13 protein-coding genes are annotated in these 16,818 nt (G+C 57.6%); 7 read left to right on the top strand and 6 right to left on the bottom strand.

Annotated features, from left to right (window positions below; genetic code table 11):
* The first annotated feature begins 8 nt into the window (after positions 1–8).
* Positions 9–2,090, top strand: coding sequence for a 4-alpha-glucanotransferase (gene malQ, locus N7V53_RS20445; protein WP_279794722.1), 2,082 nt, complete (start codon positions 9–11; stop codon positions 2,088–2,090).
* 489 nt (positions 2,091–2,579) lie between these two features.
* On the opposite strand, the gene gntT is transcribed toward malQ, so the two are convergent.
* From gntT to gntX, 3 genes are all read right to left on the bottom strand, one after another.
* Complete coding sequence (gntT, locus tag N7V53_RS20450; RefSeq protein WP_023481969.1) at positions 2,580–3,896, bottom strand: gluconate transporter; 1,317 nt, start codon at positions 3,894–3,896, stop codon at positions 2,580–2,582.
* Between the two features lie 575 nt (positions 3,897–4,471).
* Positions 4,472–5,047, bottom strand: a complete 576-nt coding sequence (gene nfuA / locus N7V53_RS20455; RefSeq protein WP_023481993.1) for a Fe-S biogenesis protein NfuA — start codon at positions 5,045–5,047, stop codon at positions 4,472–4,474.
* A gap of 58 nt (positions 5,048–5,105) precedes the next feature.
* Positions 5,106–5,789, bottom strand: coding sequence for a DNA utilization protein GntX (gene gntX / locus N7V53_RS20460; protein ID WP_279794723.1), 684 nt, complete (start codon positions 5,787–5,789; stop codon positions 5,106–5,108).
* A gap of 38 nt (positions 5,790–5,827) precedes the next feature.
* On the opposite strand from gntX, the gene bioH reads away from it, so the two are divergent.
* Entirely contained in the window at positions 5,828–6,598 is a 771-nt protein-coding gene (bioH, locus tag N7V53_RS20465; protein WP_279794724.1) for a pimeloyl-ACP methyl ester esterase BioH, read from the top strand.
* Positions 6,599–6,639: 41 nt separating this feature from the next.
* Here bioH and envZ read toward each other — a convergent pair whose 3' ends face one another.
* Both envZ and ompR read right to left on the bottom strand, forming a co-directional pair.
* Positions 6,640–7,992, bottom strand: a complete 1,353-nt coding sequence (gene envZ / locus N7V53_RS20470; RefSeq protein ID WP_094422385.1) for a two-component system sensor histidine kinase EnvZ — start codon at positions 7,990–7,992, stop codon at positions 6,640–6,642.
* Positions 7,989–8,708, bottom strand: a complete 720-nt coding sequence (gene ompR / locus N7V53_RS20475) for a two-component system response regulator OmpR (RefSeq protein ID WP_006177890.1) — start codon at positions 8,706–8,708, stop codon at positions 7,989–7,991. The genes envZ and ompR overlap by 4 nt, the downstream gene beginning before the upstream one ends.
* Before the next feature lie 217 nt (positions 8,709–8,925).
* On the opposite strand from ompR, the gene greB reads away from it, so the two are divergent.
* The 5 genes from greB (at position 8,926) to feoC (ending at position 15,114) form a co-directional block, all read left to right on the top strand.
* Positions 8,926–9,399, top strand: coding sequence for a transcription elongation factor GreB (gene greB / locus N7V53_RS20480; RefSeq protein WP_279794727.1), 474 nt, complete (start codon positions 8,926–8,928; stop codon positions 9,397–9,399).
* 101 nt (positions 9,400–9,500) lie between these two features.
* The gene (locus N7V53_RS20485; RefSeq protein WP_279794762.1) at positions 9,501–11,837 is read left to right on the top strand and encodes a Tex family protein; all 2,337 of its coding nucleotides are present in this window, start codon (positions 9,501–9,503) and stop codon (positions 11,835–11,837) included.
* A 449-nt stretch (positions 11,838–12,286) separates the two neighbouring features.
* Positions 12,287–12,514 carry a ferrous iron transporter A gene (feoA, locus tag N7V53_RS20490; protein WP_023482091.1) on the top strand — a complete coding sequence of 76 codons (228 nt, stop codon included), beginning with the start codon at positions 12,287–12,289 and terminating at the stop codon, positions 12,512–12,514.
* 30 nt (positions 12,515–12,544) lie between these two features.
* A complete protein-coding gene (gene feoB / locus N7V53_RS20495) occupies positions 12,545–14,863 on the top strand; it encodes a Fe(2+) transporter permease subunit FeoB (RefSeq protein ID WP_279794728.1) in 2,319 nt (772 codons plus the stop codon).
* Positions 14,864–14,874: 11 nt separating this feature from the next.
* Positions 14,875–15,114 (top strand): [Fe-S]-dependent transcriptional repressor FeoC, encoded by a 240-nt coding sequence (feoC, locus tag N7V53_RS20500; RefSeq protein ID WP_124967115.1) that lies wholly within the window; start codon positions 14,875–14,877, stop codon positions 15,112–15,114.
* Positions 15,115–15,176: 62 nt separating this feature from the next.
* Here feoC and pckA read toward each other — a convergent pair whose 3' ends face one another.
* Positions 15,177–16,796, bottom strand: coding sequence for a phosphoenolpyruvate carboxykinase (ATP) (gene pckA, locus N7V53_RS20505; protein WP_124967116.1), 1,620 nt, complete (start codon positions 16,794–16,796; stop codon positions 15,177–15,179).
* Positions 16,797–16,818: the final 22 nt, after the last annotated feature.

The following is a 16,818-nucleotide window of genomic DNA, read 5'->3' on the forward strand; positions in this document are numbered from 1 at the left end:
GAAGCGCAATGCAGAGTAAACGTCTGGAACAGGCCGCGCTGACGGCAGGAATCAGCCCAAATTATATCAATGCGCACGGTAAACCGCAGTCCATCAGTGCGCAGACCAAACAGCGGTTACTGGATGCAATGCACCCTGTCCCGGCGGCGGTAAGTGCTGCACCTGTGCCAGCGGTACAGGTGTTTATTCACGGTAAAAAGAAGCGGCTGGTGGTCTCCGGTAAGGGGCAATACCAGTGGCAGCTGACGACCGAAGCGGGCAAAACTTATCAGGGCGAGGTGAGCGGCGGTGACGATCTGCCGCTGCCGGGCGGCCTGGCGCTGGGTTACCACTCTCTGACCCTGACGCAGAAAAAGCAGCAGTGGACGTGCCGGGTGATTATCGCGCCTGCCCGCTGTTATGAGCCGCAGGCACTGCGTGACGGTAAAAAATTGTGGGGTGCCTGCGTGCAACTCTACACGCTGCGCTCCGAAAACAACTGGGGGATCGGCGATTTCGGCGATCTGAAACAGATGCTCACAGGCGTCGGCGAGCGCGGCGGCGCGTTTATCGGGCTGAACCCGATTCATGCGCTCTATCCCGCTTACCCTGAGAGCGCCAGCCCTTATAGCCCATCCTCTCGCCGCTGGCTGAACATTATCTATATCGACGTTAACGCGGTAGAGGATTTTGCCCAGAGCAAAGCGGCACAGGCGTGGTGGAAAAAAGCCGCCACCCAGAAGGCGCTGCGTGCTGCCCGCGAGAGCGAGTGGGTCGACTATTCGGCGGTTACCGCCCTGAAGCTGACGGCACTGCGCATGGCGTGGCAAGGTTTCAGCCAGCGTGGCGAGGGGGATGAGCAGTTCGCCGCCTTCCGCGCATTCGTTGAGCAGGAGGGCGACAGCCTCTACTGGCAGGCGGCGTTCGATGCACTACATGCTTTCCAGGTGCAGGAAGATCCGCTGCGCTGGGGCTGGCCGGCCTGGCCACAGGGCTATCAATCCATCGACAGCCCGGAGGTGAAAGCCTTTTGCCAGCAGCATGCCGATGAGGTCAATTTCTACCTCTGGTTACAGTGGCTGGCGTTTACGCAGTTCGCCGAGTGCTGGCAAACCAGCCAGGGTTACCAGATGCCGATTGGCCTCTATCGCGACCTGGCGGTTGGCGTGGCGGAAGGCGGCGCGGAAACCTGGTGCGACCGTGAGCTTTACTGCCTGAAAGCCTCCGTTGGCGCACCGCCGGATATTCTCGGGCCGCTGGGGCAAAACTGGGGCTTACCGCCGATGGATCCGCACGTCATGCAGGCGCGCGGCTATGCGCCGTTTGTCGATCTGCTGCGCGCGAATATGAAAAATTGCGGCGCGCTGCGTATCGATCATGTGATGTCGATGCTGCGCCTGTGGTGGATCCCCTACGGCGAAACGGCGGACCAGGGGGCTTATGTTCACTATCCGGTTGACGATCTGCTGGCGATCCTCGCCCTTGAGAGTCACCGTCACCAGTGCATGGTGATTGGCGAAGATCTCGGTACCGTTCCGCAGGAGATTGTCGGCAAGCTGCGGCGCGGCGGCGTTTACTCCTACAAAGTGCTCTATTTTGAAAACGACGATAAGGTGTTCCACGCTCCCGAAGCATGGCCAGCGCAGTCGATGGCGGTTGCCACCACTCATGATCTGCCGACCCTGCGCGGCTACTGGGAGAGCGGTGATTTAACCCTTGGCAAAACGCTGGGCCTCTACCCGGATGAGGAGCTGCTGAGCGGTTTATATGACGATCGTGAGCAGGCAAAACAGGGGCTGCTGACGGCGCTGCATCAGCATGGCTGCTTGCCGCAGCGCGCGGGCAAAAAGGCGTTACGCATGCCGATGTCGTTGATTCTTAATCGCGGTTTGCAACGCTATATTGCGGACAGCAACAGCGCTCTGCTGGGGCTGCAACCGGAGGATTGGCTGGATATGTCGTCGCCGGTTAACGTGCCCGGCACCAGCGATCAGTATCAAAACTGGCGGCGTAAGCTTGCGGTTTCGCTGGAAGAGATGTTTGCCGATGAGACGGTAAACAGGCTGATTAAGGATCTCGATCGTCGCCGTAAGGCCGCCGGAAAACGGTAATAAAAATGCCCGGCCGCGTAATGCGCCCGGGCATATTGCCGGATGGCGGCTACGCCTTATCCGGCCTACGCCGTTTCAGTAACACTGAACCTGTCGGCCGGATAAGCGCAAGCGCCATCCGGCAAGCGGTTTCAGACATACCAATCCGCATCGTAGGCCGGATAAGCAAAGCGCCATCCGGCAAGCGGTTTCAGACATACCAATCCGCATCGTAGGCCGAATAAGCGAAGCGCCATCCGGCAAGCGGTTTCAGCCACATCAATCCGCATTGTAGGCCGGATAAGCGAAGCGCCATCCGGCATCGGGTTTCAGCCACATCAATCCGCATCGTAGGCCGGATAAGCGCAAGCGCCATCCGGCACGTGGTATCAACCACACCAATCCGCATCGTAGGCCGGATAAGCGAAGCGCCATCCGGCATCGGGTTTCAGCCACATCAACCCGCATTTGTAGGCCGGATAAGCGAAGCGCCATCCGGCAATTCCTGCCTCAAACCACCATTCCTAACAGCAAGCAGCCCACCAGGCCACATACCGAAATAATGGTTTCCAGCGCTGACCATGAACGCATGGTTTCACCGATGGTGAGGTTGAAATACTCCTTAAACAGCCAGAAACCCGGATCGTTAACGTGTGAGAAGATTACGCTCCCTGAGCCAACGGCAATCACCATCAACTCCGGGCTGACGCCGGTTGTGGCAATCAGCGGTGCTGCAATACCACCTGCGGTAATCGCCGCAACGGTCGCGGAACCGAGCGCAATACGCAGCACGGCGGCAATTGACCAGGCCATAAACAGCGGAGAGAGGTTGGTGGCATGCATCATGGAGGCGATGTACTTATCCACGCCGCTGTCGACCAGCACCTGCTTAAACGCGCCGCCGCCGCCGATGATCAGCAGCATCATGGCGATGATTTTGATCGAACTGGTCAGCGTCTCGTTGATATCGTCCATCGAACGGCCGCGATTCAGACCAAAGGTGAAGACCGCAATCAGCACCGCAATCATGGTCGCCATCACCGGGTCACCAAAGAACTCAGCGTAGGGCAGCAGGGCGTGGCCTTTCGGCAGCACCATCTCCGCCACGGCGCGCAGCGCCATCAGGATCACCGGCACCAGCGATGTCCAGACGCTGACGCCAAAGCCCGGCATCTCTTCTTCGCTAAAGGTTTTTGAGTTGTAGAGCCCTTCCGGGATCGGTTTGTCGATATTTTTCAGGAAACGGGCGTAAACCGGGCCAGCGAGGATCACTGTCGGAATGCCGAGCAGCGTACCGTAGAGCAGGGTTTTACCCATATCAGCATGGAAAATGGTGGCGATAGCGGTTGGGCCCGGATGCGGCGGCAGGAAGCCGTGGGTCACGGAGAGCGCCGCGGCCATCGGCACGCCGACATAGAGCAGGGGAATGCGCGCAGAAGCCGCAACGGTAAAGACCAGCGGTAGCAGCAGCACGAAACCCACTTCATAGAAGAGGGCGAAACCGACGGTAAAGCCGGTTAACACGATCGCCCACTGGATATGCTTGCGACCAAACTTTTCAATCAGCGTGGTGGCAATACGCTGCGCGCCGCCGCAGTCCGCCAGCAGCTTACCCAGCATGGCACCGAAGCCCATGATCAGCGCAAGACTGCCCAGCGTTCCGCCAACACCAGCTTTGATCGACTTAATCACCGCATCCAGCGGCATGCCCTGCATCATCCCCACGGCAAGCGCGACGAGGATCAGAGCGATAAACCCGTTCATTTTGAAACGGATCATGAGTAACAGTAGGAGAGCAACACCGATAGCAACGATGACTAATGGCATGATTTACCTGGCCTTTAATTTGTTATGGGTAACGTCAGTGTTTTCGGGCAGCCGCTTTCAAAAGGTGAAATCGCGCTGCGGCACCGTTTCGGCTTACATCCATTGCTGAAAATTGTAGTCGGATGTTTTTTATCTTGTCGGTGCCGGTCGGGATGATACGGGTAACATCCCGATAAAGAGAATCACCCGGCGGATCAAAATGTAAGAAGTGAGAGCTTCGTCATACTAACGGCAGAGCAAAAGCAGGGGGGTATTTGCCGGATGCGGCTGCGCCTTATCCGGCCTACGGGGCGGGGGAGCGGGCTTGTGGGTTGAAGTGGTTTGATTGCTGGGTGGCGGCTGTGCCTTATCCGGCCTACGGTGCGGGGGAGCAGGCTTGTGGGTTGAGGCGGTTTGAATGCCGGATGGCGGCTACGCCTTATCCGGCCTACGGGGGCGGAGGAAAAGGCTCATGGGATGGAGAGGTTTGATTGCTGGGTGGGGGCACGCGTTAGCAGACCCGTAAGGGCTGCCATGAAGGAGTAGGCCCGGTAAGCGAAGCGCCACCGGGCAACATACTCAAAGCGCAAAGAGGCTTAGTAGTAAGAGTGCTCGCCGCGCTGGTGCTCGGTGAGGTCGCGTACGCCGGCGAGTTCCGGGAACTCGTTCAGCAGCTGCTTCTCAATGCCTTCTTTCAGCGTCACGTCAACCATGGAGCACCCGTTACAGCCGCCGCCGAATTGCAGAATGGCGTAGCCTTCATCGGTGATCTCCATCAGCGTAACGCGACCGCCGTGGCCTGCGAGCTGCGGGTTGATCTGCGATTGCAGTAAATACTCCACGCGCTCCATCAGCGGGGCGTCGTCAGAGACTTTACGCATTTTGGCATTCGGAGCTTTCAGCGTCAGCTGAGAACCCAACTGGTCGGTGACAAAATCGATTTCCGCATCTTCCAGATACGGCGCGCTCAGCTCATCGACATAGGCAACCAGTTGTTCAAATTTCAGTGCGGTATCGGTGGCTTCGACCGCATCCGGCGGACAGTAAGAGACACCACACTCTGCGTTTGGCGTGCCTGGGTTGATCACAAATACGCGGATTTGTGTCCCTTCTTCCTGATTCGCCAGCAGTTTGACAAAGTGCGCTTGGGCAGCGTCGGAAATACGGATCATAGCAATGGCCTAATAGTTGACTATTTTACTCGGTTATAATACGCCCATCATCGAGGGTCTACAAGGTTCGACACAGGCACCAGACCTGAACAGTGGCTGCGCCGCTGCGTAAAAGCAGCTGGCTGATCTCTGCGACCGTGCTGCCGGTGGTGACGACATCATCCACAATAACGATATGGAGACCCGCTACTGGCAATTCAAGACGGAAGGCGTTTTTCACGTTCTTTTTACGTAGCCGTGCCGCCAACTGATGCTGAACCGGCGTCGCTCGCCGTCGCCTGAGCGCCGCACGCCGGTAAGGGCAGCGCAGCCAGCGCGAAAGGCTTCTGCACAACAGATCGCTCTGATTGAACCCTCTTCGCCATTGGCGACGGCCGTGCAGCGGCACGCTCACCAGCATATCCGGCGGCGGCAGGGCACTGATGCGCCGTGCACTGTGGACCGCTAGCAGCAGCAGGCGCGCCAGCGCGGGGGCCATCTCCGGGCGCGGATGGAATTTAAACTGATGCACCAGCAGGCTGAGCGGCGGCGCATAACGGCTGACGGCAATCAGCCGCTGCCAGGGCGGCGCGCGGCGTAAACAGCGCCCGCAGGGAAGCCGTTCACACGCGGCAGGTAAACCGCACAAAGGGCAAACTTTTTCTCGCCGTTGCAGACTTCGCGTACAGCGCGAGCAGATGCCCCAGTGGCTGAGCATTAATGGCATCAGGCATAGCCAGCACAATCCCGGCACTGTTAGCATGTGGCACCTCCTTGTGTGAAAGAAGAGAACGATAACTGATGAGTGACATCTGGTGGCAAACCAAAGGCGAAGGAGATGCGCATCTTGTGCTGCTGCACGGCTGGGGGCTGAATGCACAAGTATGGGATTGCATTACGGCGGAACTCAGCTCTCATTTTACGCTGCACCTGGTCGATCTTCCGGGGTATGGCCGCAGTCGCGGTTTTGGCGCGCAGACCCTGGCGCAGATGGCGCAGTGCGTCTTAGCGCAGGCGCCGGAAAAAGCGATATGGCTCGGCTGGAGCCTCGGCGGGCTGGTGGCAAGCCAGATTGCGCTGCAAGCGCCGGAACGGGTAAGCGCGCTGGTTACCGTCGCCTCCTCGCCCTGTTTCAGCGCGCGTGACGCGTGGCCGGGAATTAAACCTGAAGTGCTGGCCGGTTTTCAGCACCAGCTTAGCGAGGATTTTCAGCGCACGGTTGAGCGCTTTCTGGCGCTGCAAACCATGGGCAGCGATACCGCGCGTCAGGATGCGCGCCTGCTGAAAAGCGCCGTTTTATCGCTGGATATGCCGTCGACGGAGGTGCTGAACGGCGGGCTGGAGATTTTGAAGACGGTCAATCTGCGCGAGGCGTTGCAGAACCTGTCGCTGCCGTTTTTGCGTCTCTATGGTCATCTTGATGGATTAGTGCCGCGTAAGATTGTGCCGCTGCTGGATGAGATGTGGCCCGCAAGCGAGTCGTTTATCTTCCCGAAAGCGGCCCATGCGCCATTTGTGTCGCACCCTCAAGCCTTTTGCGACGCGCTGCTGGCGCTGAAAGCGAAGTTGTAGAAAGGAAAAGCGCTTTGCCAGCCGTGCAAAGCGCTACAGGTTTACACCTCTTTGAGCTGTCCGTTCTGGCGAACGACAGGGATCGGCAGCCAGGCGCGGATACAGAGCCCGCCGCGCTCGCTGGTGCCCAGCTCCAGCAGCCCGTTATGGTTATCGACAATACGCTGGACAATCGCCAGGCCTAAACCGGTGCCGCTGGTGCTGCGGGCGCTGTCGCCGCGCACAAACGGCTGGAAAAGGTGCTCGCGCTGCTCCGGCTTGATGCCCGGACCATCATCTTCCACCTGGAACCAGGCGCGGTTCAGCTCCGTGCCGCTGCTGACTTTGATCCAGCCATTGCCGTAGCGCGCTGCGTTGACCACCATATTGGCGACCGCGCGTTTAATCGAGAGCGGATGCATGCGCACGATGATTTCACCCTCTTGCAGACCGGTGTCGATTTCACGTTCGTAGCCGCTCTCTGCGGCAATCACTTCCCCGAGCACGGCGTTAAGATCCGCCGCTTCCATCGGCATCTCCTGGCCGGTGCGCAGGTAGTCGATAAACTGCTCGATAATCGCGTTGCACTCTTCGATATCTTTGTTGATGGATTCAGCGAGATAGCCATCCTCTTCACCCATCATCTCGGTTGCCAGACGAATACGCGTTAACGGCGTGCGCAGATCGTGGCTGACGCCCGCCATCAGCAGCGTGCGGTCATCCGCCAGCTGTTTGACACCCGCCGCCATCTGGTTGAAGGCGCGGGTCACCGAGCGCACCTCCGATGCGCCATACTCCCGCAGCGGCGGCGGGATCTGCCCTTTCCCCACTTTCAGGGCGGCATGTTCAAGGTCAACAAGGGGTCGATTCTGAATACGGATAAAGAGCCACGCGCCGCCGATAGCCAGCAGCATAATCGCCAGCGTATAGCGAAAGAGCGGGGAGAAATCGCCCTGATGAATTTCCGTGAGCGGTACGCGCACCCAAATATTGGGCGACAGCCAGGTTTTCAGCCACACCACTGGCGAGCTTTTGTTCACCTCAACGCGTACTTCAGTCGGGCCGCCGAGCTGCTGCGCCATCTGCTGGCTCAGAAACTCATAGTGCTGCGCCCAACGCAGGCCGGCATCTTCCGCCGCCTCGTTGGAGTAGAGAGAAATGCCTAATTCGCGATAGATCTCGCGGCGAAATGCCGGGGGCACCACCAGCTGCGTGCCATCCTCCAGCTGCAGTTTATCGGTCATCAGCATACGAACTTCGTAAGCGAGAACCTTATTGAACTGCTGAAGGCTTGGCAAAATGGCGAAATTCAGTACCACCAGGTACGTCGTCACCAGGCTGACGAACAGCAAAGTGACGATGAGCAGCAGCGTGCGGGCAAAGGAACTTCGCGGCGAGAAACGCACTCGCATCATGCTTTAGCGCCGTCCGGTACAAATACGTAGCCCAGGCCCCAGACGGTCTGAATATAACGCGGATGCGCCGGATCCTCTTCCACCATGCGGCGCAGGCGGGAGATCTGCACGTCGATGGAGCGCTCCATCGCCGAGTATTCGCGACCGCGCGCCAGGTTCATCAGCTTATCGCGCGACAGCGGCTCACGCGGGTGGCTGACCAGCGCTTTCAGCACCGCAAACTCACCGCTGGTTAACGGCATCGGCTCATCTTCGCGGAACATTTCGCGGGTGCCGAGGTTCAGTTTGAACTTACCAAAGGCGATAACTGCTTCTTCCTGAGAGGGGGCGCCCGGCAGTTCATTAGCCTGGCGACGCAGCACCGCACGGATACGTGCCAGCAGTTCACGCGGGTTGAAGGGTTTGGGAATATAGTCGTCGGCACCGATCTCCAGCCCGACAATGCGGTCAACCTCTTCGCCTTTTGCCGTCACCATAATGATCGGCATCGGGTTGCTCTGGCTGCGCAGACGGCGGCAGATAGAGAGACCATCTTCGCCCGGCAGCATCAGATCCAGCACCATCAGATGGAAGGATTCGCGGGTTAACAAACGATCCATTTGTTCCGCGTTAGCCACGCTACGAACCTGGAAGCCCTGCTCAGTAAGGTAACGCTCGAGCAATGCGCGCAGACGCATATCGTCATCCACGACCAGAATCTTATAATTCTCTTGCATTGTTTTTACTCCCAAAGGTTCCGACAATAATGTTTCCGTATTCTAAAAAAGTGCGCGTTAACGACCAGCGAAATCTGGTATACATTCTAGTCGAAATTGTTACAAAGCATATTTAACAGCAGCTTATATGCATATTGCATCACATAAAGCATGATTAATCCGCACGTTACCGCGTTCCGTTTGTAAAGTGCAGCGAAGACATTAATAAGGCCGATCAATGAAAACGCCCCTGATTACCCGTGAAGGTTACGACAAACTGAAGCAGGAACTCGATTTTCTCTGGCGTCAGGAGCGCCCGGAAGTGACAAAAAAGGTCACCTGGGCGGCAAGCCTCGGCGACCGCAGCGAAAACGCTGATTATCAATACAACAAAAAACGCCTGCGTGAAATCGATCGTCGCGTGCGCTACCTGACAAAATGCCTCGAAAATTTAAAAATCGTCGATTATTCGCCGCAACAGGAAGGAAAGATCTTTTTTGGTGCCTGGGTGGAGATTGAAAACGACGATGGCGATACCCTTCGTTTTCGCATTGTCGGCTACGACGAAATTTTCGGCCGCAAAGATTACATCTCTATCGATTCGCCGATGGCCCGCGCGCTGCTGAAAAAAGAGGTCGGCGATGTGGCGGTGGTGCAGACACCGGGTGGTGAAGCGACCTGGTACGTCAACGAGATCGTCTACGTGAAATAAGTGCCCGGATGAGTCTGAGAGCGCCCGCCAACGGCTGGCATTTTGCTGTGTCAGTCCGTATAACTGTCCCCTGATTTTTTGTTCAGAAGATGATGAAAGACATGATGAATGATTCGCTCTGCCGCATTATTGCGGGTGAACTTAAGGCACGAACCGAACAGGTGGAATCCGCCGTTCGCCTGCTTGATGAAGGCAACACTGTCCCGTTTATCGCGCGTTACCGTAAAGAGGTGACCGGCGGTCTGGACGACACGCAGCTGCGTCAGCTGGAAACCCGTCTCGGCTACCTGCGCGAGCTGGAAGAGCGCCGCCAGGCAATCCTGAAATCGATCGGCGAGCAGGGCAAACTGAGCGATGAGCTGGCGCAGGCGATTAACGGCACCCTGAGCAAAACTGAACTCGAAGATCTCTATCTTCCCTACAAACCGAAACGCCGTACGCGCGGGCAGATCGCTATTGAAGCCGGTCTCGAGCCGCTGGCCGATTCGCTGTGGAACGATGCGTCGCAGGATCCTGAAGCCCTTGCAGCGACCTTCGTGGATGCCGACAAAGGCGTTGCCGACAGCAAAGCGGCCCTCGACGGCGCGCGTTATATCCTGATGGAGCGCTTCGCGGAAGATGCCGCGCTGCTGGCGAAAGTGCGTAACTACTTATGGAAAAACGCCCATCTCGTCTCGACGGTTGTTGCCGGGAAAGAGGAGGAGGGCGCGAAGTTCCGCGACTATTTCGAACATCATGAACCGCTCTCCACCGTCCCTTCTCACCGCGCGCTGGCGATGTTCCGCGGGCGTAACGAAGGCATTCTGCAACTTTCGCTGAACGCCGATCCGCAGTTCGATGAGCCGCCAAAAGAGAGCCACGGCGAGCAGATTATTATCGATCACCTTGGCCTGCGCCTGAATAACGCTCCGGCGGACAGCTGGCGTAAAGGCGTGGTGAGCTGGACCTGGCGCATCAAAGTGCTGATGCATCTGGAAACGGAGCTGATGGGCACGGTGCGTGAGCGTGCGGAAGATGAGGCGATCAACGTTTTCGCCCGCAACCTGCACGATCTGCTGATGGCGGCACCGGCCGGTCTGCGCGCTACGATGGGTCTTGATCCCGGTTTACGTACCGGCGTGAAAGTGGCGGTAGTCGATGCCACCGGCAAACTGGTCGCTACCGACACCATCTACCCACACACCGGGCAGGCGGCAAAAGCGGCGGTGGCGGTGGCAGCGCTGTGCGAGAAGCATAACGTTGAGCTGGTGGCGATTGGTAACGGCACCGCCTCACGCGAAACCGAGCGCTTCTTCCTCGATGTGCAGAAACAGTTCCCGAAAGTGACGGCGCAGAAGGTGATTGTCAGCGAAGCGGGGGCGTCGGTCTACTCCGCCTCAGAGCTGGCGGCGCTGGAGTTCCCGGATCTGGATGTCTCCCTGCGCGGCGCGGTGTCGATTGCCCGTCGCTTACAGGATCCGCTGGCCGAGCTGGTGAAGATCGACCCGAAATCTATCGGCGTCGGCCAGTATCAGCATGACGTCAGCCAGAGCCAGCTGGCGCGCAAACTCGATGCGGTAGTAGAAGATTGCGTGAACGCCGTCGGTGTCGATCTCAATACCGCCTCCGTGCCGCTGCTGACGCGCGTGGCAGGGTTAACCCGCATGATGGCGCAGAACATTGTTGCCTGGCGCGATGAAAACGGTCAGTTCCAGAACCGCCAGCAGCTGTTAAAAGTGAGCCGCCTCGGGCCGAAAGCTTTTGAGCAGTGCGCGGGCTTTTTGCGTATCAACCACGGCGATAACCCGCTCGACGCCTCTACCGTTCACCCGGAAACCTACCCGGTGGTGGAGCGCATTCTGGCAGCGACAGAGCAGTCTCTGCGCGATCTGATGGGCAACAGCAGCGAGCTGCGCAAGCTGAAAGCGTCAGAGTTTACCGATGAGCAGTTCGGCGTGCCGACGGTGACCGACATCATCAAAGAGCTGGAGAAGCCGGGCCGCGATCCGCGTCCGGAGTTCAAAACTGCAACCTTTGCAGAAGGCGTTGATACCCTTAACGATCTCCAGCCGGGTATGGTGCTGGAAGGTGCGGTCACTAACGTCACCAACTTCGGCGCGTTCGTCGATATCGGCGTCCATCAGGATGGGCTGGTACATATCTCTTCGCTGGCGGATAAGTTCGTTGAAGATCCGCATACGGTGGTGAAGGCGGGCGATATCGTGAAGGTGAAAGTGCTGGAAGTGGATCTGCCACGCAAGCGTATCGCCCTGACTATGCGTCTCAATGAGCAGCCTGGTGAAAGCGCGCCGCGCCGCGGTGGCAACGGCAATGAGCGTGATAACGGCAACCGCAACGCCGCCCGTCCGGCGAAAGCGCCGCGTGGTCGCGACACGCAGCCTGCCGGCAACAGCGCAATGATGGATGCGCTGGCAGCGGCGATGGGTAAGAAACGCTAATAGAAAAGCCCTCTTCACTTGAAGAGGGCTTTTTTTCTCCCGCCCGTTATTTTGCCCGTTGCGCTTAGGGTTTTATTTTCCGCTGAATAAAATAGTGAGGAAATTTAAGCTATTCCGCGCGCCATTAGCGGTTGAGCTAATATTGACGACATTTATTATATTTCGATGTGTTATTAAACGCGGTTGCCAAATATAAATTTATTCTTATTATTCTCACTCGCTATTCACTATTTTCTCCTGAAAATTCCGATATAGCAAATATTGCGCTACATCAAAAAGAGCGTAACTTTTTAATTATCCCCGCCGGAAGCGCACGCTTTGGATTGCTGATAGAAACCATTCTCATTATCATCGCACCTACAGGCTCACTCCTCCTCTCTTTGATGACCAAACGTACGTCTCAACGACACATGAGTGATATTGACTCGCAGAAAAGATAAGTAGGCTCTATGCAATTTTCTCCTGATAGCGCGTGGAAAATTCTCGGTTTCTCGCCAGAAATAAGCCCGGCATGGCGGCAGAAACTTTTATCCCTCGGTATGTTGCCCGGCTCCTCTTTTAATGTTGTTCGCGTTGCCCCTTTGGGCGATCCGGTGCATATCGAAACGCGCCGCGTTAATTTAGTGTTAAGAAAAAAAGATCTCGCCTTTCTTAAATTAGAAGTGGTTTCACGTTAATCGCAACGTTTTCGCGGGGTGCGAAATAAAATGAAAAAAATGACCATTGGCTTAATTGGCAACCCCAATTCAGGCAAGACGACATTATTCAATCAGTTAACCGGTGCCCGCCAGCGCGTCGGCAACTGGGCCGGGGTCACCGTTGAACGCAAAGAGGGGCTCTTTACCACCACCGACCACCAGGTCACGCTGGTTGATCTGCCCGGCACCTACTCGCTAACCACCATCTCCGCGCAAACCTCTCTCGATGAGCAGATTGCCTGCCACTACATTCTGAATGGCGATGCCGATCTGCTGATAAACGTAGTGGATGCCTCTAACCTTGAGCGCAACCTCTACCTGACGTTACAGCTGCTGGAACTTGGCGTGCCGTGCATTATCGCCCTCAACATGCTCGATATCGCCGAAAAGCAGAAACTGCGCATTGATATCGATGCGCTGGCCAGCCGCCTTGGCTGCCCGGTGATCCCGCTGGTCTCCACGCGTGGACGCGGGATCGAGGCGCTGAAACTCGCCATCGATCGCCACCGTGCCAATGACAATGTTGAACTGGTGCACTACGCGCTGCCGCTGGCGCGCGAGGCAGATACGCTGGCCGGGCAGATGCACGACGCGCTTCCCTGGCAGCAGCGCCGCTGGATGGGGCTGCAAATGCTGGAAGGGGATATCTATAGCCGCGCCAATGCTGATATTTCCGACAGCCAGCTTAATGCCGCGCTTTCGCGTTTACAGGCGGAGATGGACGATCCGGCGCTGCATATCGCCGATGCGCGTTACCAGGCCATCGCCGCGATTTGCGATACCGTCAGCAATACGCTGACCGCTGAGCCAAGCCGTTTCACCGCCGCCGTTGACCGCATCATTCTCAACCGCTTTCTCGGCTTGCCGATCTTCCTGTTTGTCATGTACCTGATGTTCCTCTTCGCCATCAATATTGGCGGGGCGTTCTCACCCATTTTTGATGCCGGCTCCGTGGCGATCTTTATCCACGGTATTCAGTGGCTCGGGTTTACGCTGCACTTCCCGGAGTGGCTAACGGTCTTCCTCGCGCAGGGGCTGGGCGGCGGTGTGAATACCGTGCTGCCGCTGGTGCCGCAACTGGGGATGATGTACCTGTTTATGTCCTTTCTTGAGGACTCCGGCTATATGGCGCGCGCCGCGTTTGTGATGGACCGCCTGATGCAGTCGCTTGGTCTGCCGGGCAAATCCTTTGTACCGCTGATTGTCGGCTTCGGCTGCAACGTGCCGTCGGTGATGGGGGCACGTACGCTTGATGCACCGCGTGAGCGGCTGATTACCATCATGATGGCGCCGTTTATGTCCTGCGGCGCGCGGCTGGCGATTTTTGCCGTCTTTGCCGCCGCCTTTTTCGGCCAGCAGGGTGCGGTGGCGGTCTTCTCGCTCTATCTGCTGGGCGTGGTGATGGCGATCCTCACCGGGCTGATGCTGAAATACACCCTGTTGCGCGGTGAAGCGTCGCCGTTTGTGATGGAGCTGCCGGTCTACCATGTTCCGCATCTGAAAAGCCTGCTGCTGCAAACCTGGCAGCGGCTGAAAGGCTTTGTTATCCGCGCCGGGAAAGTGATCATTATCGTCAGCATTTTCCTCAGCGCGATGAACAGCTTCTCGCTGAATGGCCGCACGGTACATAACATCAACGACTCGGCGCTGGCCTCTATCAGCCGCGTCTTTACCCCGCTGTTAGAGCCGATTGGCGTGCAGGGCGATCACTGGCAGGCAACGGTCGGGCTGGTCACCGGCGCGATGGCAAAAGAGGTGGTCGTCGGCACGCTCAACACGCTCTACACCGCGGAAAATATTGAGCAGGAGGCTTTTAACCCGGTCACGTTCAGTCTGAGCGATGAACTGATCGCCGCGCTGGAAGAGACCGGCAGCTCCATCAAAGAGACCTTCAGCCTCAGCGTGCTTGCTAACCCGATTGAAGCCAGCAAGGGCGACGGCGAAATGGCGACCGGCACCATGGGGGTGATGAGCCAGAAGTTCGGCAGTGCGGCCGCGGCCTACAGCTACCTGATTTTTGTCCTGCTCTACGTGCCATGCATTACGGCGATGGGCGCAATTGCTCGCGAAGCGAGCCGCGGCTGGATGGGCTTCTCGGTGTTGTGGGGGCTGAATATTGCCTACTCGCTCTCCACGCTCTTTTATCAAACCGTCACCTTCCATCAGCACCAGCTCTACAGCCTGACCTGCATGCTGGCGGTGGTGGTGTTTAACGTGCTGGTGATTAGCGTCTTGCGCCGGGCGCGCAGCCGCGTGAATGTGAATCTGCTGGCTACGCGCAGAACGGTGGCCAGCTGCTGCGACAGCCCGGCAAGCGACTGTCATTAAGGAGTCGCGTAATGGCATCGCTTATTGAGGTACGCGATCTGCTGGCGTTGCAGGGGCGGATGGAGGCAAGCCAGCTCAGCCTCGCCCTGCATACACCGAAGGCGCTGATCGACGCCATGCTGGCGCGGCTGGAAGCAATGGGGCGCGCGGTGCGTGTTGAAGAGGAGGCGAGCGGTTGCCTGACCGGCAGTTGCAAAGCGTGCCCGGAAGGCAAATCTGCTTGCTCGCGCGAGTGGTGGATGCTGCGCTAACCGATTCAATACCATAAAAAAACCCGCCAACCGGCGGGTTTTGTCTCTCTTGCGTAAGCGGATTACAGTTTCGGCCCGGCGCTGACCAGCGCGGCACCCGCAGGCGTATCGGTATACTTCTCGAAGTTCTCGATAAAGAGTTTAGCCAGCTGCGTGGCTTTCTCCTGCCACTGCTCCGGCGACGCGTAGGTTCCGCGCGGATCGAGAATGCGGCTCTCAACGCCCGGCAGCGAGGTCGGGATCGCCAGGTCAAACATCGGCAGGGTAAAGGTTTCGGCATCGTCCAGCGAACCATTAAGAATGGCGTCGATAATCGCGCGCGTATCCTTAATGGAGATGCGTTTGCCAGTGCCGTTCCAGCCGGTATTCACCAGGTAGGCCTGCGCGCCGGAGGCCTGCATGCGTTTTACCAGCACTTCGGCATACTGCGTCGGGTGCAGCGACAGGAAGGCTGCGCCGAAGCAGGCAGAGAAGGTTGGCGTCGGCTCTGTAACGCCGCGCTCGGTGCCGGCCAGTTTAGCGGTAAAGCCGGAGAGGAAGTGATACTGCGTCTGGCTGGCGGTCAGGCGCGATACCGGTGGCAGCACACCGAACGCATCCGCCGTCAGGAAGATCACTTTGGTGGCGTGACCCGCTTTCGAGACCGGTTTAACAATATTCTGGATATGGTAAATCGGGTAGGAGACGCGGGTGTTCTCGGTTTTCGACGCATCATCGAAGTCGATGCTGCCATCGGCGCGCACGCTAACGTTTTCCAGCAGCGCATCGCGGCGAATGGCATGGAAAATATCAGGTTCTGCCTCTTCGGAGAGACGAATGGTTTTCGCGTAGCAGCCGCCTTCAAAGTTGAAGACGCCATCGTCGTCCCAGCCGTGCTCATCGTCGCCAATCAGGCGGCGTTTCGGATCGGTGGAGAGGGTAGTTTTACCAGTGCCGGAGAGACCAAAGAAGACGGCAACATCGCCTTTCTCGCCGACGTTTGCCGAGCAGTGCATCGACGCAATCCCTTGCAGCGGCAGCAGGTAGTTCATGATTGAGAACATCCCCTTCTTCATCTCACCGCCGTACCACGTCCCGCCAATCAGCTGGATGCGTTCGGTGAGGTTGAAGGCAACAAAGTTCTCTGAGTTGAGGCCCTGCTCTTTCCACTGCGGGTTGGTGCACTTCGCGCCGTTCATCACGATAAAGTCCGGCGTGAACTCTGCCAGCTCTTCGTCGCTCGGGCGAATAAACATGTTTTTGACGAAATGCGCCTGCCAGGCCACTTCTGTAATAAAGCGCACCGCGAGGCGGGTGTCCGGGTTGGCGCCGCAGAAGGCATCGACAATAAAGAGACGCTTGCCGGAGAGCTGTTCGGTGACGAGGCCTTTCAGATGCTGCCACACTTCCGGCGAGAGCGGCTTGTTGTCGTTCTTGCCTTTGCCTTTATCAGACCACCATACGGTGTCGCGCGTGGTGTCATCGCGAACAATGTACTTATCCTTCGGCGAGCGGCCGGTAAAGATGCCGGTATCGACGGCAACCGCGCCGGAGGTGGTCAATACGCCGCGCTCATACCCTTCCAGGTCCGGACGAAGTTCCTCTTGATACAGCGTTTCGTAATCGGGGTTGTAAACGACATCCTGAACATCGTTGATTCCATAAGCCTTGAGATCTTGCGGGGTTAAACTCTTAACACGCATGTCACTGCTCCTTAGCCAAAAT

It is taken from the genome of Kosakonia sp. HypNH10, assembly GCF_029850615.1.
Taxonomy (GTDB): domain Bacteria; phylum Pseudomonadota; class Gammaproteobacteria; order Enterobacterales; family Enterobacteriaceae; genus Kosakonia; species Kosakonia cowanii.